The organism is Allomuricauda sp. R78024 (assembly GCF_044596045.1).
GTDB lineage: Bacteria > Bacteroidota > Bacteroidia > Flavobacteriales > Flavobacteriaceae > Flagellimonas.
Map to the genome: position 1 here is coordinate 3,731,094 of NZ_CP138995.1, position 18,635 is coordinate 3,749,728.

General features: G+C 37.4%; 17 protein-coding genes. 11 read left to right on the forward strand and 6 right to left on the reverse strand.

The genetic code is table 11. The features are described 5' to 3' along the window. Positions 1–30: 30 nt before the first annotated feature. The 7 genes from SJY44_RS16895 to clpX all read left to right on the forward strand — a co-directional run bounded on the left by SJY44_RS16895 (position 31) and on the right by clpX (position 7,144). A complete protein-coding gene (locus SJY44_RS16895; RefSeq protein WP_396590606.1) occupies positions 31–747 on the forward strand; it encodes a pyridoxine 5'-phosphate synthase in 717 nt (238 codons plus the stop codon). Then, entirely contained in the window at positions 747–1,517 is a 771-nt protein-coding gene (locus SJY44_RS16900) for an alpha/beta fold hydrolase (protein ID WP_396590607.1), read from the forward strand. Before SJY44_RS16895 ends, SJY44_RS16900 begins: the two co-directional genes overlap by 1 nt. 132 nt (positions 1,518–1,649) lie before the next feature. Then, positions 1,650–3,200 carry a G-D-S-L family lipolytic protein gene (locus SJY44_RS16905; RefSeq protein WP_298930602.1) on the forward strand — a complete coding sequence of 517 codons (1,551 nt, stop codon included), beginning with the start codon at positions 1,650–1,652 and terminating at the stop codon, positions 3,198–3,200. 74 nt (positions 3,201–3,274) lie between these two features. Beyond that, the gene (locus SJY44_RS16910; protein WP_298930605.1) at positions 3,275–3,625 is read left to right on the forward strand and encodes a phage holin family protein; all 351 of its coding nucleotides are present in this window, start codon (positions 3,275–3,277) and stop codon (positions 3,623–3,625) included. Between the two features lie 95 nt (positions 3,626–3,720). Beyond that, the gene (tig, locus tag SJY44_RS16915) at positions 3,721–5,043 is read left to right on the forward strand and encodes a trigger factor (protein ID WP_298930608.1); all 1,323 of its coding nucleotides are present in this window, start codon (positions 3,721–3,723) and stop codon (positions 5,041–5,043) included. Between the two features lie 90 nt (positions 5,044–5,133). Then, positions 5,134–5,814, forward strand: a complete 681-nt coding sequence (gene clpP, locus SJY44_RS16920; RefSeq protein ID WP_298930612.1) for an ATP-dependent Clp endopeptidase proteolytic subunit ClpP — start codon at positions 5,134–5,136, stop codon at positions 5,812–5,814. A 94-nt stretch (positions 5,815–5,908) separates the two neighbouring features. After that, positions 5,909–7,144, forward strand: coding sequence for an ATP-dependent Clp protease ATP-binding subunit ClpX (gene clpX / locus SJY44_RS16925; RefSeq protein ID WP_298930615.1), 1,236 nt, complete (start codon positions 5,909–5,911; stop codon positions 7,142–7,144). Here clpX and SJY44_RS16930 read toward each other — a convergent pair. Together SJY44_RS16930 and SJY44_RS16935 are read right to left on the reverse strand one after the other, a co-directional pair. Beyond that, positions 7,141–7,680 (reverse strand): hypothetical protein, encoded by a 540-nt coding sequence (locus SJY44_RS16930; protein WP_396590608.1) that lies wholly within the window; start codon positions 7,678–7,680, stop codon positions 7,141–7,143. The two genes, clpX and SJY44_RS16930, sit on opposite strands and share 4 nt — an antisense overlap. 171 nt (positions 7,681–7,851) lie before the next feature. Beyond that, entirely contained in the window at positions 7,852–9,372 is a 1,521-nt protein-coding gene (locus SJY44_RS16935) for a GH3 auxin-responsive promoter family protein (RefSeq protein WP_396590609.1), read from the reverse strand. A gap of 100 nt (positions 9,373–9,472) precedes the next feature. On the opposite strand from SJY44_RS16935, the gene SJY44_RS16940 reads away from it, so the two are divergent. From SJY44_RS16940 to SJY44_RS16950, 3 genes are read left to right on the forward strand one after another with little or no spacing between them, the layout of a single operon-like run. Next, positions 9,473–10,267: a DUF2797 domain-containing protein gene (locus SJY44_RS16940; RefSeq protein WP_396590610.1), complete on the forward strand. Its 795-nt coding sequence runs from the start codon at positions 9,473–9,475 to the stop codon at positions 10,265–10,267. Positions 10,268–10,295: 28 nt separating this feature from the next. Further along, positions 10,296–11,207 (forward strand): hypothetical protein, encoded by a 912-nt coding sequence (locus SJY44_RS16945; protein WP_396590611.1) that lies wholly within the window; start codon positions 10,296–10,298, stop codon positions 11,205–11,207. Positions 11,208–11,210: 3 nt separating this feature from the next. Continuing rightward, on the forward strand, positions 11,211–11,486 hold the full coding sequence (locus SJY44_RS16950; protein ID WP_396590612.1) for a hypothetical protein: 276 nt from the start codon (positions 11,211–11,213) through the stop codon (positions 11,484–11,486). A gap of 60 nt (positions 11,487–11,546) precedes the next feature. Here the strand turns inward: SJY44_RS16950 and SJY44_RS16955 are convergent, their stop codons facing one another. Genes SJY44_RS16955 through sppA form a run of 3 tightly spaced genes read right to left on the reverse strand, consistent with a single transcriptional unit; the run spans position 11,547 to position 16,755 of the window. Next, on the reverse strand, positions 11,547–14,246 hold the full coding sequence (locus tag SJY44_RS16955) for an AsmA-like C-terminal region-containing protein (protein WP_396590613.1): 2,700 nt from the start codon (positions 14,244–14,246) through the stop codon (positions 11,547–11,549). Positions 14,247–14,282: 36 nt separating this feature from the next. Continuing rightward, positions 14,283–14,990 carry a queuosine precursor transporter gene (locus SJY44_RS16960; RefSeq protein WP_298930634.1) on the reverse strand — a complete coding sequence of 236 codons (708 nt, stop codon included), beginning with the start codon at positions 14,988–14,990 and terminating at the stop codon, positions 14,283–14,285. 4 nt (positions 14,991–14,994) lie between these two features. Further along, positions 14,995–16,755 carry a signal peptide peptidase SppA gene (gene sppA / locus SJY44_RS16965; RefSeq protein ID WP_396590614.1) on the reverse strand — a complete coding sequence of 587 codons (1,761 nt, stop codon included), beginning with the start codon at positions 16,753–16,755 and terminating at the stop codon, positions 14,995–14,997. 71 nt (positions 16,756–16,826) lie between these two features. On the opposite strand from sppA, the gene folK reads away from it, so the two are divergent. After that, positions 16,827–17,966 carry a 2-amino-4-hydroxy-6-hydroxymethyldihydropteridine diphosphokinase gene (gene folK / locus SJY44_RS16970; RefSeq protein WP_396590615.1) on the forward strand — a complete coding sequence of 380 codons (1,140 nt, stop codon included), beginning with the start codon at positions 16,827–16,829 and terminating at the stop codon, positions 17,964–17,966. A gap of 128 nt (positions 17,967–18,094) precedes the next feature. Here folK and SJY44_RS16975 read toward each other — a convergent pair whose 3' ends face one another. Further along, positions 18,095–18,625, reverse strand: a complete 531-nt coding sequence (locus tag SJY44_RS16975) for an RNA methyltransferase (RefSeq protein WP_396592100.1) — start codon at positions 18,623–18,625, stop codon at positions 18,095–18,097. Positions 18,626–18,635: the final 10 nt, after the last annotated feature.

Below are 18,635 nucleotides of genomic sequence, written 5' to 3' on the forward strand. Positions count from 1 at the left end.
TTATTTTTGACATTCAAAAAATAGAATCCTATGACAAAATTAAGCGTCAACATCAATAAACTGGCAACATTAAGAAACTCAAGGGGTGGTAACATGCCCAATTTGATTAAATCTGCCAAGGATATTGAGTCTTTTGGGGCACAAGGCATAACCATTCACCCAAGACCAGATGAGCGGCATATTCGCTATAAAGATGCTTATGACCTAAAAGATATTGTCACCACGGAATACAATATAGAAGGCAACCCAATTCCAAAGTTTGTGGACATGGTTCTTGATATAAAACCAACGCAGGTCACCTTGGTGCCAGATGCCGAAGATGCAATTACTTCCAACGCTGGATGGGATACCATTAAACACAAAGATTTTTTGGCAGATGTAATCAAAACCTTTAAAGCTAACGGAATTCGTACTTCCATCTTTGTTGATGCAAATGTAGAGATGGTTAAAGGAGCAGCCCAAACAGGTACAGATAGAATTGAACTATACACAGAAAGTTTTGCTAAAGGATTTTCAGAAGGAAAAAAAACAGAAAGCATTCAATCTTTTATTGATGCGGCCAAAATGGCCAATGAAATGAATTTGGGCATCAATGCCGGTCATGATTTAAGTTTGGATAACATCAAATTTTTCAAGGAACATATTCCCAATCTATTGGAAGTTTCCATTGGTCACGCACTTATTTGCGAATCCCTTTATTTGGGACTGGAAAACGTAGTCAACATGTACCTGCATAGATTAAAATAATGGAACTACTACATTCAAAAATTTTGGGCGAAGGGAAGCCGTTATTAATTCTTCATGGTTTTTTGGGGATGTCTGATAACTGGAAAACTTTAGGAAATCAATTTGCGGAAAATGGCTACCAAGTTCATTTAGTGGATCAACGTAATCATGGAAAAAGTTTTCACTCAACCAATTTTGATTATGAATTGATGAGCGAGGATATTTTATACTATATGGATTCCCATAAAATTGATATTGGTGATTTTATTGGGCATTCCATGGGAGGCAAAACTGTAATGCAGCTAGCCACCGCACATCCAAAACTTGTAACTAAATTGATTGTTGCGGATATCTCCCCAAAATACTATCCTCCACATCATCAACCTATTATTGATGCTCTGGGAAAATTGGATTTTGCAAAAATTTCAAGTAGAAAAGAGGCTGACCAAGAGCTTTCCAATTATTTGACCGATTTTGGAATACGTCAATTCCTTTTAAAAAACCTCCATTGGGTAGAGCCAGGGAAATTGGGTTTACGTTTCAACTATGAGGTTCTCAAAAATAAAATGGATGAAATTGGAGAAAATATAAGTGCCACCGCAAACTATGAAGGTCCTACCCTATTTTTAAGAGGAGATCGTTCAGAATATATTATGCCCAATGACTTTCCTGAAATAAAAAGACATTTCCCAAATGCTGACATTGAAACTGTTGACAATGCTGGTCATTGGCTCCATGCAGAGAACCCAAAACAATTTTTTGAAAAGACGCTTCGCTTCCTAAATTCATAAAATTCAACCCTTTTTATTATGCATGCATAATTTTTTTATCCATTTAATTGTCTGTATAACAAATTTGACATAGTTTTGGTAATACAGGTTTAACTAAAATTTAACCTAAACTAACTCTAACAGATTTTAAAGATGAAAAAGTTTTATGCCCTGCTCCCCTTCTTAGGCTTATTCTTGATAGCATGTTCAGATGATGACGCCCCCCTTACAATGACGCCAACACCAGACCCGGTAGTTTATACTTCTGGATCTGCAGATTTTACAAAATATGTATCCGTAGGAAATTCACTTACAGCGGGATTCTCAGACAATGCCCTTTTTACGGCAGGCCAAGAAGCTTCATTTCCAAATATGCTAGCATCAAATTTTGCTTTAGCAGGAGGCGGAGCCTTTGAAATTCCACTTATGGCGGATAATTTAGGAGGTGCTACGATAAATGGACAAACAGATGCCAACATGGATGGTTCACCTGATATTGGCAATAGATTAATTTTGCAATTCACCGCAGATGGACCTGCCCCAACTCCAAAGGAAGGAACGGGCACAACAGAAATCACAACTAAATTATCTGGACCTTTTAATAATATGGGAATTCCAGGTGCCAAGAGCTATGAGCTTTTAGCTCCAGGGTATGGTAGCTTGGCAGGTTTGGCCGTAGGAGCAGCTAATCCTTATTTTGTTCGTTTTTCTTCTGCTGAAGATGCATCTGTAATTGGAGACGCAGCTGCCCAAGCTCCATCTTTCTTTTCACTATGGGCAGGGTCAAATGATATTCTGCTATATGCAACCAGTGGTGGTTCCGGAACTAATCAATTAGACCCAACGGTTAGCCCGGCATTGTATGCAAGGAACGATATTACAAATCCTCTGGTTTTGACTGGAGCTTTAGATGGAATGTTACAAGCACTCACAGCGGGTGGGGCAAATGGGGTGATTGCCAATATTCCAAGTGTTACTGATATTCCATTTTTTACCACAGTACCGCACAATCCTGTTCCATTGGATGAGGCAACCGCAGCACTTTTAAATGGTGCATATGCAGCTTACAATGGAGGTATTGTTGGAGCTTTTGCTTTTCTTGTTGGTCAATCGGCCATCTCGCAGGAAAACGCTGACCTTGAAATAGCCAAAAGAACTATTTCTTTTGCCGCAGGAGATACCAACGCAGTTGTGCTGATAGATGAAGATTTAACCGATTTAACTGGCATCAATGCAGCTCTTATTAATATGCGCCAGGCTACAGCTGATGATTTAATGGTATTGACTTCAAGGTCGTTCATTGGTACTTTGGCCAACCCTGCTGACCCCACATCTATAAATGGCGTGGCTATACCCTTGGAAGACAAATGGGTTTTAACCCCTGAGGAACAAACAGCAGTTGCTGATGCATTGACCGCATATAATGCAACAATTTTAGCATTGGCCACCCAATATGACTTGGCTTTTGTTGATGCAAACGCGCTCTTAGCAGAGTTAAAAGCCAACGGTTTCCCGCAGGCAGATGGCAGTGTGGTCACATCCACCTTTGGAACAGGAGGAGGTTTTTCTTTAGATGGGGTTCATCCTGCACCAAGAGGGTATGCTATACTGGCCAATGCCTTTGTAGCAGCTATTAACGAAAAATATGGTTCCAATTTACCAGGTGTAAATCCATTGGATTATACCGGGCTATATATTGATTAAACCACACTTAATTTCATTATATTAAGGGCACCGTAACAAGCGGTGCCCTTTTTCATTATAACAAATCATCTCATATGAAACTAATTTTAAAACTGCTCTTAAATGCGCTAGCCGTAGTTATACTTTCGTATGTTCTACCTGGCATAGGCGTAGACTCTTTAACCACTGCCCTCATTGTTGCTTTAGTACTAAGTATACTTAACGTTGTGGTAAAGCCCATACTGGTTATTCTTACCTTACCTATCACCATAGTTACATTAGGTCTTTTCCTGCTGGTCATTAATGCAATTATCATTCTTATTGCAGCTGATTTCATCTCTGGGTTTCAAGTTTCCAGTATTTGGTGGGCCATCATTTTCAGTCTATTACTTTCATTTTTACAGTCTATTCTACACTCAATTATAAAAGAGGATAAAAAGAAATGATTGTGTTCGGTGACCAACACTTTAAAAAAGTTGTTGTCATGCAGAAAATGCATTACTTTTGCCACCCATTTTTGAATAGGAAAATTAAGTAGGAGATGAATATCACAAAAGAGCAGATTGACGAGCTTAATGCGGTTGTAAAAGTTGCCATAAGTAAGGATGATTATCAAGATAAAGTAGAGAAAATCCTAAGGGATTATAGAAAGCAGGCCAATATTCCTGGTTTTCGCAAAGGTCAAGTTCCCATGGGCCTTATAAAAAAGCAATACGGTAAAGCCGTTTTGGTGGATGAAGTAAATAAATTGCTTCAAGACAATCTAAACAAATATCTAACCGAAGAAAAATTGGATGTTTTAGGTAATCCTTTACCAAAACAGCAAGACAATTTTGATTGGGAAAATGACAACCTTGATTTTGAATTTGAACTAGGTTTAGCTCCTAGTTTTGATGTGCAGGTAAAAACTAAAAAAGCGGTTACACAATATAAGATCGTTGCGGATAAAAAGATGATCGAAGAACAAGTAGATCGCATCCAAAAACAATATGGTAAACTAGTTTCAAAAACTGAAGTTGGAAAATCAGATGAAGTAACTGGAACTTTTATAAATGAGACAGAGGAAATAGAACACAAGACCACTGTTGAACTAGATAAAATCAAAAGCAAAAAAGCTATTGATGCCCTTGTAGGTAAAAAAGTTGGAGAGACTGTCTCACTTAAGACAAAGGGTCTTTTTAAAGAGGATTATTTACTTTCAAGTGCTCTTGGAATGGACAAGGAAAAAGCAGAGAAGCTAAATATTGAGGTTTCCTTAAACATTGAGGAAATCAATGAACGTGAACCTGCCGTACTTGACCAAGAATTGTTTGATAAGTTGTTTGGAAAAGACAATGTAAAGACTGAAAAAGAATTAAAAGAGAAAATCAAGGAAGATTCCGAAAAGCAGTTTGAGCAACAATCCGATCAAAAATTATTGAACGATATTACCGAAAAGCTGATAGATAACACCAAATTTGATTTGCCAGCTGAATTTCTACGAAAGTGGATTCAAGTAAGTGGTGAAAACCCACTATCAGATGATGAGGCCAAAGAAGAGTTTGATAAATCAGAAAAAGGGCTTCGTTATCAACTTATTGAAGGTAAGATAATTCAAGAAAACAATCTTCAAGTTCAAATGGATGAGTTGAAGGAATTTTCAAAAGGTTTCATCAAATCTCAAATGGCACAGTATGGTCATTTAGACCCTCAAGAAGAGGAATTGGAAAACATTGCCATGCGTGTAATGAGCAACCAAGACGAGGTAAAAAGGCTTTCAGAACAGCTGATGAGCCAGAAGTTATTGGACTTCTACAAAGAAAAGGCAAACCTAAAAGTAAAAGAGGTAACCTATGACGACTTTGTTAAAGAGGCCTATAGCTAATCTTGAGCTAAAAGAAATTTAAGTATCTTTACGGTGCCGAAAAGTTTAATTTTCGGCACCTTTTTTTTAAGCAAAATCGAAGAAAATCCTATGGATTACGGAACAGAATTCAAAAAATACGCTACCCAGCACCATGGAATAAACAGTATGTACTACGATCAAATCATGAGCAGTATGTACCCCATGAACATGACACCCAATATTATTGAGGAAAGACAACTTAATGCTATTGCAATGGATGTTTTTTCTAGATTGATGATGGATCGTATTATATTTTTAGGAACGGGCATCAACGATCAAGTTGCCAACATAGTCCAAGCGCAATTACTCTTTCTAGAAAGTGCAGATGCTGTCAAGGACATCCAAATTTATATTAATTCCCCAGGAGGAAGTGTTTATGCCGGATTGGGAATCTATGATACCATGCAATTTATTAAACCAGATGTAGCTACCATTTGCACAGGTATTGCAGCATCTATGGCCGCTGTACTTCTTTGTGCAGGACAAGCTGGAAAGAGAAGTGGATTGACCCACTCTAGGGTTATGATTCATCAACCCCTATCTGGAGCTCAAGGCCAAGCAAGTGATATTGAAATCGCAGCAAAAGAAGTCCTTAAGATAAAGGATGAATTGTATCAAATCATATCAAATCACTCAGGACAAACCTTTGATAAGGTATATGAAGACAGTGATCGTGATTACTGGATGAAGGCGGAAGAGGCCAAGAAATATGGTATGATTGATGAAATTTTGGTAAGGGATAAGTCCTAATTCCGAACAAAGAAGTTAAAAAACAATGTTTTAGTATAAACCAAAACATGTTTTTTTACGTTATTAGTGGTTCAACTTTATGTGTTGATTATATATGGCAAAGGAAAATTTGGAATGTTCATTTTGTGGAAGAAAGAAGCCAGAGACCAATCTTTTAATAGCTGGTCTTGATGCTCACATATGCGATAGATGTATAGAACAGGCCCATAGTATCGTTGCGGAGGAGTCTAAACAATCTAAAAATCAAGATCTTTCATCTGAATTGGTATTAAAGAAACCCATGGAAATCAGGGATTTCTTGAACACTTTTGTAATTGGACAAGAACGTACCAAAAAGGTAATGTCCGTTGCGGTTTATAATCATTACAAAAGACTTTTACAAGCCAAAGGCAAGGATGAAGATGTAGAAATTCAGAAGAGTAATATTGTTATGGTAGGACAAACAGGGACAGGTAAAACCCTAATTGCCAAAACTATAGCAAGAATGCTCAATGTCCCCTTAGCCATTGTAGATGCTACCGTACTAACAGAGGCAGGATACGTAGGTGAGGATGTGGAAAGCATTTTAACACGATTGCTACAAGCCGCTGATTACAATTTGGAGAAAGCAGAAAGAGGCATTGTCTTTATTGATGAAATCGATAAAATTGCCCGTAAGAGCGACAATCCATCAATTACCAGAGATGTGTCTGGAGAAGGGGTACAACAAGGGCTTTTAAAGCTTCTTGAAGGAACTGTTGTAAATGTTCCGCCAAAAGGAGGGCGTAAGCACCCTGATCAAAAATTTATAGAAGTAAATACTGAAAACATTCTTTTTATTGCTGGAGGCGCTTTTGATGGTATTGAACGCATCATAACTAAGCGATTGAACATGCAAGCTGTTGGTTATAGTGCATCCAAAGCTGAGGACAGATTGGACAATGAGAATATCCTTCAATACATCATCCCAAAAGATTTAAAAGATTTTGGACTTATTCCCGAAATAATAGGAAGACTTCCAGTGCTTACTCACATGAATCCTTTAGATACAAAAACGTTACGAGCTATTCTTACTGAGCCAAGGAATGCCATCATAAAGCAATATGAAAAATTGTTTGGAATGGATGGAATTACATTTAGCATCACTGAGCAAGCATTGACTTATATTGTAGAAAAGGCCGTGGAGTACAAATTAGGTGCAAGAGGTCTTCGTTCTTTATGCGAAGCAGTATTCACAGATGCCATGTTTACATTACCAAGTAGTGATGAAAAAGAATTTAAGGTTACAAAAGCCTACGCTGAGGAAAAACTCTCCTACGAAACCATTAAAAAATTAAAAGCAGTCTCTTAGACTGCTTTTTTGGTTACTTTTTCTAGAAGATCTAAACAAACTTGCGAAATTATCTTTTCGTCAGAATACAATTGGTGACCAAAATTTGGTATCACATTTAAATCCATTCCAACTTCCTTTTCCCAAGAAGAATCAGGTCTAAATTCATCTCGCTCTCCAAAAATTAAATGTAGTGGAGCATCTGGTTTTTCATCTTCCAATCTTATTCTTGTTGGTGATATGGCTGTTAGCGACTTCATGGGCAGTCCTTTTAAAGCAGCTTTCCAAGCTATGGTTCCTCCTGTACTAAACGCTAGATAGTGACTAGCTTCCGTCTCTTTTTTAAGTAGATGGGCAACCGCGGTATCAATGCCTCCACCAACAAACGCTTTATGAATATTTTCTTCTGTAGTAACTGGAACATCTATATTTCCTAACTGCTGACAATCGTAAAAAACAATGTCATAGTACTGTTGCAAGTATCCAAAATAAGAGGTAATCCAAAGGCCTTTTTTTACGCCCCACATGTCTGATAAGACAACTAATTTTTCTGCCATAACTTTATTTTGTTTGGTTATCAGTTTATATTAAGATCTGGGGAACTCAAAATTTCTGAATCAAACTTCAATCATTAACGGGTAAAATCCATATTTATTTGTCCAAAAGAAAAATTTGTTCGACGAACGGTGAAGTTTTACGAAAACGTTTTCGTAAAATCTAAGGGATAGTTATTTGGTTTGCAAATTCATCTGAAGGAGTTCTTCAATGTATGCTCGTTCATTGGATAACCTTGGAATCTTATGCTGCCCGCCCAATTTATTTTTGGATTTAAGCCAATCATGAAACAAATTCTGTCTGGCTATATGCACTTTAGGCATTTTTAGGGTAATGTTATTGTATCGCTTTGCCTCATAATCCGAGTTCAAAGATTTAAGGGCGTTATCTAAAAACTCTGTAAAATAATTAACGTCTTTGGGTGGTTTTCTAAACTCAATGATCCATTCATGTGCCCCTTTTTCATTTCCAATCATAAAAATAGGAGCTGCTGTATAATCCATAATTTCCGAATCTGTCTTTTGGCATATTTGCCTTAGAGCCTCTTCTGCGTTTTCTATAATAAGTTCTTCACCAAAAGCATTGATATGGTGCTTGGTTCTCCCAGTGATTCTAATTCTGTAGGGACTTGTGGAAGTAAACCGGACCGTATCTCCAATCTTGTATCTCCATAACCCTCCATTTGTAGTAATAACCACCGCATAGTTTACACCTTCCTTAACATCCCAAAGCGGAATCGCTTTCTCTTTATTCCCATAGGAATCCATTGGGATGAACTCATAAAAAATACCGTAGTCCAACATCAACAACAAATCCTCAGAGTTGTTCCTATCCTGAATGCCAAAAAAACCTTCAGAGGCATTATAGGTTTCATAGTAGTTAAAATTCTTCCGTGGTAATAATTTTCGGTATTGATCTTTATATGGTGCAAAACTCACACCACCATGAAAATAAACTTCCAGATTTTCCCAGATTTCAAACAAGTGATTCTTTCCCGTCTTTTCCAAGACCTCATTCAATAATACCAACATCCAAGAGGGAACTCCTACCAAGCTGGTGACGTTCTCATGGATACTTTCTTCAATAATGGCTTCTAATTTGGATTCCCATTCGCTCATTAAAGAAACCTTACTACTTGGTGTGCTACTGTACTCTGCCCATAAAGGCATATTATCAATTAAAATGGCCGAAAGGTCTCCAAAAAAAGTTCCATTATCCTCATAAAGCTCCTTACTGCCGCCCAGTCTAAGGCTTTTACCATTAAACAATTGGGAATTCTCATTATTATTTAGGTACAGACAAAGTAAATCTTTACCTGATTTGTAATGGCAGTCTTCTAAAGCCTCTGCGCTTACTGGAATAAACTTACTTTTTGCATTAGTGGTACCACTGCTTTTGGCAAACCATTTTATAGTCGTGGGCCAAAACAGATTTTGCTCACCCTTACGTGTTCTTTCAATCATACCTGCTACCTCTTCATAACTTACAATAGGAACTCTATTTGCAAAGTCTTCATATTTGTCTATGTCCGCGAACCCGTATTGCTTACCTACCATGGTATCTTTGGAATAGTCAACCAAATGCCTAAGCACCTCATCTTGTACATCCAAAGGATACTTCAGAAAAAGTTCTATTTGGTGATAGCGCTTCTTAAGTAGCCAAGAAGCGATGGAATTAAACAAAGGTATTGGCATTTTTAGGTATCTTTAACCTAGAATATTGTTAGGTGTATTAGCTAAAATAGGCTATCTAACTTTCATTTTCAAATCAGCTTAAAAACATATCTATTCCATCATGCTTTACGAAGGAGTTCTGCGCAAAATGCAAACCGAGATAGGAAATCCAATTCAATACTTTTTGGTTTTTGAAAATGATTTTCTAAACATGAATCAATTATTGAATAAAGAAATACAAATTGATTTTATAAAATTTCAATGTCTTAATTGCGGTAAGGAAAGACCCATTTACCGTATGGGGTTCTGCAAATCCTGCTTTTACGAAACACCCTTGGCAGGAGACTGGATCATGAAACCAGAGTTGAGCACTGCCCATTTGGACAAAGAAGATCGTGATTTGGAATATGAAAAAAAGGTGCAGCTTCAACCACATATTGTTTACTTGGCCAATTCTAGCAATGTTAAAGTCGGTGTTACCAGAAAAACCCAGGTGCCCACCCGTTGGATCGATCAAGGTGCACATGAGGCCATAGAAATTGTGGAAGTTCCCAATAGATATTTAGCCGGAATTACAGAAGTGGCTTTAAAAGATTTTGTAAGCGATAAAACCAGTTGGCAAAAGATGCTTACCAACCGTATTGAAGATGTGGATTTGGTGGAATGGCGTGATAAATTAAAATCCAATATTCCTGAAGAAGCTTCAGAATATTTTTTGGGCGAAAATACCGAGACGCACCTAGATTTTCCCGTGTTACACTACCCAGAAAAAGTAAAAAGCTTAAATCTGGATAAAACTCCATCCTATAAAGGTGTCTTAAAGGGTATCAAAGGACAATACCTCATTTTCGAAGACAGCACTGTTTTTAATATACGTGGGAATGAGGGATATTATGTTGGATTAGGAGTTAGCTGAATATAATGTGAAAAACTAAATTGAAACCGTGAAAACAAATACCGCTCTTTATATTTTGCTTTTCATAAGTTTCTTAACATACGCACAAGAAAAAACAAACCCTAGTAAAGTTCTTTTCGACCCAGGTAACATATCAACCAAACATGTTGAATATGGTGCCACTTTTACCCAAGACGGTACCGAAATGTACTTTGCTCGCAGCATGCAACAATGGGGCAAAAATGATATGAAAAGTAGTATCTATCACTCTTTTTTTGATGGAGAAAAATGGTCCAAACCCCAAATAGTATCATTTTCTGGAACATATGATGATAGTGACCCTCACATTACCTCTGATGGTAAAACCATCTATTTTATTTCAAAAAGGCCATCTTCAGAAAACACAATTTCATCAGACATTTGGATAGTAAAAAGAACATCCAGTGATAACTGGACAGAACCAGAGCGCATGCCCAACCCAATAAATTCAGAAAAAAGCGAATATAGTCCCTTTGTGGACATGTGGGGTAATTTATACTTTGCTTCAAATAGGCCTGGCGGATATGGACAGGGGGATTTGTATATGGCTCCTAATGAGGATGATAAACTTAAAGCACCTGTCAATCTTGGCAGTGTTTTAAATTCTGATACTGGAGAATGGAATTTGGGAGTGAGTGCCGACGGTAAGACCTTAATTTTTGAAGCATCACAAAGAAAACAGAATGTCTCTGCCTATGGTGATCTGTATATCAGTTTTAAAAAGAATAATTCCTGGGCCATTCCACAAAATATCGCGGAATTAAATACTTCTGGAAGCGACCTATATCCATTTCTGACAGACGATTTGAAGTGGTTATATTTTACAAGTAGTGATAGCTTAAAAAGTACGGATACCAATATTTACTTTACAGATTTCACTCCTATTCTTAAGAAATATCAAAAAAGAGCCTTAAACCATTAATTTATGGGACTGATTATTAAAGAAAAAAAACATTATTTGACCAGACTCCCAATATGGTTGGTCATAATTGTATTAATTGGTTTTTCACCTACACTTATTGGGCTATTAGGAGCTTGGATCACCAAACTCAAAACAGGTCAACCTTGTCATGGAGGAGGTTGTGAGTGGTTGACGCTTTCATGGCTAACAATAATCACATTGCCCATTTCAGGTCTGCTATTGCTCGTTTTCTTAATTATAATATTGATTGACTCCTTAAACTTATCCAAGAGCAAATAGTGCTTTCTAGCATTTAGCAGAACTTTATGGTCAAAACAAATTGTTGCTAAATATTTTAAACTAATCCACTGTATCCTTTTTCTTTTTACCAAAAAGTCCACCCAAAACAGAGTTTACAGCTTTTTTCGTCGGGTCTTCTTTTTTTGCGGAAGAATCAACCGTAATGCTATCTTTCTTTGTACCTCCCAATAAAGAACCCAGGGCCTCCTTTACACCAGATGATTGTGTTTTGGTAGAGTCTTTATCATCATTCTTGAACACATCAGAGAGCAGGTCCTTTGCTGTATCCTTTCCTTGGTTCAACAGCTTTTGTTTTTGAATATCTACCAACTGCTTCGTCAATTTAGAAACTCCGGAACTTAAATCCGTGCTTACAGTTGGGCTTGCATAGTTGCCACCTATATTCGCAACAACAGGAATGGTCAGTTCCTCCAAACTGGAATCATCCATTTGGGCGATAAGATTGTTTACTTCGCTTCCCAAATATTTAGCAGGTACATCTAAAGTAGCTTTATACTGTAATTGCTTATCAAACGTATGGCTGCCATCTACGTTTACGGCTATATCTTTATAGTTTATGGTAAATGGCTTCACTTTTACGGAACCATTATCAAAACTCAGTACCGTTTTTAAATCGCTTAAGTCTAAATCTTTAGTATTCAAAAAACTTAGTTTACTGTCCAATGCAGATAATAAGGGAGCATTCTTTGCATCTACTTTTGTAGAAAGTAACTCTGCAAGCAAACCTCCGGAGACTGTTGCCAAATTCGGCGTAAAATCCTCTTTTAAGTTTCCTGAAATTTTAACGTCAGAATTCAACTTTCCTTGAAGCGCATTTGCTAAAGGCGCCAATACTTTGAACAAATCCAACGAGGAGAACGACTCACTTATATTAAAGTTGTTCATTCCCAGGTCCATATTAAATGTAGAGATTTCCTCTTTTGTTGACACCGAGCCGGTGACACCCAGGGTACCACCAAACAGGTCGGATTTTAAATCTTTTACGGTAGCTGTTTCATCCTTAATAATCAGCGTTCCTGCAACATTCTTCAAAGTTAAGTTATCATATAGCACTGTGTTCGCTGTGGCATCAACGGTACAATCCAAGAAAGATGGAATCTTGATTCGCTCGTCTGCTCCCGAAGGAGAAGTCTCCCCTGCCCCCGCCTCACCATCGGCGCCATTTTCCTGGACCATAAAATCATTTAAAGCAAATGTATTGGAGTTAAGTTTAAAATTCCCTTCCACATTTTCATCATTGAACATAAATCCCAGCAAATTGGTCAACGTTCCTGTAGTATTAAAATCTGTACCTCCCGTTTTTCCTTCAAAAGAATTTAAGGTTACAGTTTGCGGATTAAAGGTCACCGCTGCAGCATTTACAACCACGGGGTTCTTTAATTCTTCAGAAGCGTATTCAAAACCTGTGAGTTTCATAGTGCCACTGGTCTTTGTGTTCTGATATTGCTTTTTTTCTAATGAAGCCATATCAAAGGCGGTAGTGACATCAGCATTTAAAATTCCTTTAAGATCGTAACCTGCGGGTATTGGATACGCTTGTGAAATATTTGCAAGGTTTATCTTTCCATCCATATGGGCATTCACTTTGGTGTTGCCCAATAAATCCCTGATTCTGGAATTTAGATTGAATTTGTCTTGGTCAATGGTAAAGGATAACTTCTTAATATCAACATAAGTATCTTCTGTTATCCCTGTCGTGTTGTTGATTTCAGTATCTATAAAAACATTACGGACAGATTTTGGAAGATCTGGGTACTTGAAAGAAGCGTTTTCAGAATTTATTTTGATGTTGAAGGTTGGAATATGTGTATCATCCACAATTCCCTTAAACTGTCCATTAACCTCAAAATTCCCGGTGGTTTGAACGTCTTCAATATTCTTTGAATATGCCTCTGGAATCACCGCTAAAAAATTCTTGAAATCCGATGATGGGGTTTTAAAGGTTATATCCACTTCTTGATTCTCTTCATTCACTTGTATAAATCCATCAAAAACTAGAGATAGTTGGTTTACCAGGGCCTTATTTTCCAAGAAGGAGTATTTGTTATTTTTTAAATCGATACCAATGAGTGCATCCAAAAACAGTTTGTTGTTGTTCAAATATTTGGTGCTGTCCATTTCAAAAGAAACCAAAGCATCAGTAAGGGTTTTTAACTGGGAGTTTTCTAAAGAAAGGTCACCCGTTCCTGAATGGTTCATTTCAGAAATCAACAAGTGCATTCCCGTAGCAAAGTCATCATAAATGATTTCGGTATTGGTGATTTCGTAAGCATCCAATGCCAAGGTGAAGTTGTTGGATGTTTCTTCTGATGAAGTTTCTGCATTACTCTCATCTTCTTGTGCTATATCATAATTAGCATTTTCCGCTTCATCAACTTTAATATGAAGCTTTGCTTTATCAAGTTTTAAGCTTTTAATGACTATTGGTTCCTCGGCAGTTTTAAAAAGTTCTTTAATGGACATTTTTAACTCAATCTGTCCCGAAGCAAACAATGTATCACCTTCAAAAGGAGCTTTGTTGACCAATGACGTGTTGGTAAGTTCAACATTTGCGTTGGGAAAGCTTTTGAGCAGACTTAAACTAGCTTCTTCAAAATCCAATGTTGCATTAATGCTGTTATTGACCTTATTCTTTATAATATCTGCGACTTTGCCTTCCAGAAGTAATGGAAGAGCAATTATTAAGGCAATAAAAATAAGTAGGGTTATTCCAGTAATCTTTAGGACTTTTTTCTTCATACTTGAATATTTTGAAACAAAATAAAGAAGAAGCTTTTAATCCAAACGGATTTCCTCCCCTATTTTTAAGTTAAATCTTTTCCTTAATAGATATACGAAAAGATAGAGCAAAGGGGTGTCCAAGAGGGCAATTAAAATTTTAAAGACGAATCCGCTAATGACCAAACCATAGAATTTATCCCATGGCAGTACTCCAAAAGCGCACAGCAGGCCTACTACTGTCACAGTATCCACAAGTTGTGATGAGAAGGTAGAAAAATTGTTTCGGAGCCATAACATTTTGCCTTTGGTGAGCTTTTTCCAAAAATGATAAAGTGAAATGTCTATGTATTGCGCAAAAAGATATGCCAACATGGATGCCAACACCCCAAGTGGTGACAAACCAAAGACTTTGGTGAAAGTCTTGTCATCAATACCAGAATCCGCTATTGCAGGAACTTCATTGGCAACAAAAATAATGAGCATTGAGAATACTGAGGCAAATATACCAGCCGTAACTACCTGATTGGCCCTTTTCTTTCCATAGATCTCAGAAATTAAATCGGTGATTAAAAAGGTGATTGGATAGGGAAGAATACCAACGGACAATTCAAATAACGGAGCTCCAAAAATGGTAACATCTCCAAAGGGTTCCCAATAGAAAAACTTTTGAAAAATAAGGTTAGACACCACCAAAGAGGTGATGAACAATGCACCCAAATAGAGATAAATGGAAAACGCTACTCTTTTGTCGTTTTGCGTCATCCGGCTACTTAATATTTAAACTGAAAGGCATTTTGGCTTGAATTCCCTTTTGTTTTGTAATCTGCTTGAATTCTTTTAAAAATTGATAGGCTTCCGTGCCAATTTCTTCTTGGATCAAAGCTTCTCCTATTTTTGATTTTGCTCCACCCAAATCTTCCATGAGGCGTGCAAAATCAGACTTATATTTTGGGTATTTTCTAATTCCGTAGGAATCTAAATCTACCATTTCTGCTGCTGCTGCAATAGCATCATCCAAACTTCCCAATTCATCAATAAGTCCATTTTCTTTGGCATCCACACCGCTCCAAACCCTGCCTTGCGCCAAGGAATCTACTTCCGCAACGGTCATATTTCTTCCTGCTGCTACCCGTTCTAGAAAAGTTTCGTACGTATCTTCTATTCCTTCTTGAACTACACTTCTGAATGAATCGCTCATGGGTTCAAATAGGGAATAGTCTATAGAATTCTTGTTCGTACCTACCTGCTCTGCATTTATTCCAATTTCGCTTGCCAATTCATTTATATTGGGAATTGTTCCAAAAACACCGATAGACCCAGTGATGGTAGTTGGTTCAGCAAAAATTTTATCTCCAGCAACTCCAATGTAATATCCGCCTGAAGCAGCTACATTTCCAAAGGAAACCACAACAGGTTTTACCTTTTTCGCCAATTCAACCTCTCTCCAAATTATATCAGATACCAAAGCACTTCCGCCTGGTGAATTTACCCGCATTACTATAGCCTTTACACTTTCATTTTCCACAGCTTTTTGCAGCGCTCTTGTTAACAACCCCTGTCCTATGAAATCTTTGCCACCTTCCCCGTAATAAATTTCTCCTTGGGCATATACCACTGCAATTTTATCCTTCCCTTTTAGCAATCTTTTTTTGCTTGCTACCTGAATATAATCTTCAAAATCCACATAATTAAGCTCTCCATTTTCATCCATTCCCATTCTGTTCTTAAGGAGCACTTCATATTCATCAAAATATACTTTTCCATCAATAAGACCGGACTTAACCGCATATTCTGGCGTTCTGCCGCCCAGAGTATCCGCAATCATATTCAACCTTTGACCGCTCATACCTCTTGAGGTTCCAATTTCACCTAACATTACATCCCAAATAGACGTAATCAACTCTTGTATCTGAGTCCTATTTTCTGGACTCATTTTGTTCGCCAAATATGGTTCTACGGCACTTTTGTACTTTCCATGACGAATCACTTCCATTTTAACACCTGTCTTCTCTTGCAGATCCTTAAAGTAAAGGACCTCTGTGGCCAATCCTTTAAAGTCCATGGCACCAACTGGGTTTAAATACAATTCATCTGCCACAGTAGCCAAATAATAATCTTTTTGGGTATAAAAATCAGAGTGGGCGTAGATGAATTTTTCGCTGGATTTAAAATCCAAGAGTGCCTTTCTTATCTCTTGTACTTGTGCAAGTCCCGCTTGCACAAAGCTTGTGGTTAAGCTAATTCCCTTGATTTTATCATCTGCCTTGGCCACTTTTATAGTGTGTAAGATATCGTCAAGGCCAACCTCATCATCCCATAATCCGGCAAAAGGGTCTGTTTCATCCTTACCAACATAATCCTTAATGGGTTCTGTAAAACTCAGCTCCAAAACAGTGTTATCCTTTACAACCACCCCGTCCTCTGCATTACCAATCAAAGCCACGAATATGAAGAACATTCCCATCAATATTCCGAACGCTACCAAACATCCTAAAATTGCAGCCAATAGATTTCTCAAAAAATTCATTCAAAAAAAATTTTATTATGGCTCAAATATAACCATTGTTGTATTGTTTTGTTTACTTTGTTTCTCTGATTATGAGTCAAAAACAAAAGGCATATCTTTCTTTGGGCAGTAACTTGGGCAACCGCTATCTGACCCTACAAAAAGCAATATTCAGCATCCAAAAGAAAGCAGGAGAGGTTCTGGCCTTGTCATCTGTTTACGAGAATCCAGCAGTTGGTTTTGAAGGTGAAGATTTCTTGAATGCCTGTATGGTTATCATTACGGAGCTACCTCCTACCGAATTGCTCAAAACCCTTCTTCAAATTGAACGAGATTTTGGCCGAGAACGAAACACTCAAGACAATTACCAGTCCAGAACATTGGATATTGACATTATTCTTTATGGAAACGAAATTATCCATACCTCAGAATTAGATATTCCGCACCCTAGAATGGATAGCAGGAATTTTGTCTTGAAACCATTGGCGGATATTGCCCCGCAATACTACCATCCCTTTCTTAACAAGGACATTCGGAATTTGTTACAGGAGTGCAAAGACCGAAGTAAGCTTATCAAAACTAAACATAGACTATTTAAAAATCGATTTGAATTGTTTTCAAAGCTTCAATTCATTTCCATTGAAGGTAATATTGGGGCCGGAAAAACCACTTTATGCAAAATGATTGCAGAAGATTTCAATGCAAAACTAGTCTTGGAGCGTTTTGCGGATAATCCCTTCCTTCCTAAATTTTATGAAGATCAAGCACGATATGCTTTTCCGTTGGAAATGTCTTTTTTGGCGGATCGCTATCAACAGTTTACCGATGACACTTCTCAATTTGACCTTTTTAAGAGTTTTATGGTAAGTGACTATGATATTTTCAAATCCTTGATTTTTGCCAAAATCACCCTGCAGAAAGAAGAGTTTAGCTTGTACAGAAAAGTTTTCAATTTCATGTACAAAGAAGTAAGAAAGCCGCAGATTTATCTTTATCTCTACCAGAATACCGAACGACTTTTAGCAAATATTAAAAAAAGAGGAAGGGATTACGAGCAAAGTATTGATGCGACCTATTTAGAGAAAATAAACCAGGGGTATATGGATTTTATAAAGGGGCACCCAAGCCAAAATAGTATGATTTTGGATATGAGCGATTTAGACTTTGTAAATAATAAATCTGATTATGAATCCATTTTAGAGCAGCTGGATGAGCGAATTCTTTTGTTATAATTTTATGAGAATTTTAGGAAAATGTTTGGATATAACGAATGGTTTTATTTTATTAGACCTCTCTAATGGAGAAACTAACTAACTCAAACTATATGTTTAGCCCTGAAAATTCAGGGCTTTTTTTGTTTTTAAGAGGTTATTTTTGACCAGATGTCCCATACTACGACTCCAGTACTTACAGAGATATTCAAAGAATGCTTTGTGCCAAATTGTGGAATCTCCAATACCACATCACTTGCTGAAACCACCTCTTGAGACACTCCTTTTACCTCATTCCCAAAAATGAGCGCCAAGATTTCGTTTTCATTGATTCCAAACTTATTCAGCATAATAGCATTTTCAGCTTGTTCCACTGCAATTGTCTTTACGCCAACGCGTTTTAGTTCCTCAACCAGTTCCAAGGTACTTTCTCGATACTCCCAGTCCACACTATCTGTTGCTCCCAGAGCGGTTTTCCTAATGTCTTTATGCGGAGGGGTTGCGGTAATACCGCATAAATATATCTTTTGCACCAAAAAAGCATCTGCAGTTCTGAATACAGAACCAATGTTGTTAAGACTACGGATGTTATCCAGAATAATAATTATAGGAGATTTTTCAGCTTCCTTGAAAGCTGCTATATCCAGACGCTCCAATTCGCTGTTTTCTAGTTTGCGCATCATATTTTTC

What these genes read in the sequence shown, in the direction of transcription:
- SJY44_RS16895 (WP_396590606.1), top strand. Translation starts at nt 31, where the DNA reads ATGACAAAATTAAGCGTCAACATCAATAAACTGGCAACATTAAGAAAC.
- SJY44_RS16900 (WP_396590607.1), top strand. Translation starts at nt 747, where the DNA reads ATGGAACTACTACATTCAAAAATTTTGGGCGAAGGGAAGCCGTTATTA.
- SJY44_RS16905 (WP_298930602.1), top strand. Translation starts at nt 1,650, where the DNA reads ATGAAAAAGTTTTATGCCCTGCTCCCCTTCTTAGGCTTATTCTTGATA.
- SJY44_RS16910 (WP_298930605.1), top strand. Translation starts at nt 3,275, where the DNA reads ATGAAACTAATTTTAAAACTGCTCTTAAATGCGCTAGCCGTAGTTATA.
- tig (WP_298930608.1), top strand. Translation starts at nt 3,721, where the DNA reads ATGAATATCACAAAAGAGCAGATTGACGAGCTTAATGCGGTTGTAAAA.
- clpP (WP_298930612.1), top strand. Translation starts at nt 5,134, where the DNA reads ATGGATTACGGAACAGAATTCAAAAAATACGCTACCCAGCACCATGGA.
- clpX (WP_298930615.1), top strand. Translation starts at nt 5,909, where the DNA reads ATGGCAAAGGAAAATTTGGAATGTTCATTTTGTGGAAGAAAGAAGCCA.
- SJY44_RS16930 (WP_396590608.1), bottom strand. Translation starts at nt 7,680, where the DNA reads ATGGCAGAAAAATTAGTTGTCTTATCAGACATGTGGGGCGTAAAAAAA.
- SJY44_RS16935 (WP_396590609.1), bottom strand. Translation starts at nt 9,372, where the DNA reads ATGCCAATACCTTTGTTTAATTCCATCGCTTCTTGGCTACTTAAGAAG.
- SJY44_RS16940 (WP_396590610.1), top strand. Translation starts at nt 9,473, where the DNA reads ATGCTTTACGAAGGAGTTCTGCGCAAAATGCAAACCGAGATAGGAAAT.
- SJY44_RS16950 (WP_396590612.1), top strand. Translation starts at nt 11,211, where the DNA reads ATGGGACTGATTATTAAAGAAAAAAAACATTATTTGACCAGACTCCCA.
- SJY44_RS16955 (WP_396590613.1), bottom strand. Translation starts at nt 14,246, where the DNA reads ATGAAGAAAAAAGTCCTAAAGATTACTGGAATAACCCTACTTATTTTT.
- SJY44_RS16960 (WP_298930634.1), bottom strand. Translation starts at nt 14,990, where the DNA reads ATGACGCAAAACGACAAAAGAGTAGCGTTTTCCATTTATCTCTATTTG.
- sppA (WP_396590614.1), bottom strand. Translation starts at nt 16,755, where the DNA reads ATGAATTTTTTGAGAAATCTATTGGCTGCAATTTTAGGATGTTTGGTA.
- folK (WP_396590615.1), top strand. Translation starts at nt 16,827, where the DNA reads ATGAGTCAAAAACAAAAGGCATATCTTTCTTTGGGCAGTAACTTGGGC.
- SJY44_RS16975 (WP_396592100.1), bottom strand. Translation starts at nt 18,625, where the DNA reads ATGCGCAAACTAGAAAACAGCGAATTGGAGCGTCTGGATATAGCAGCT.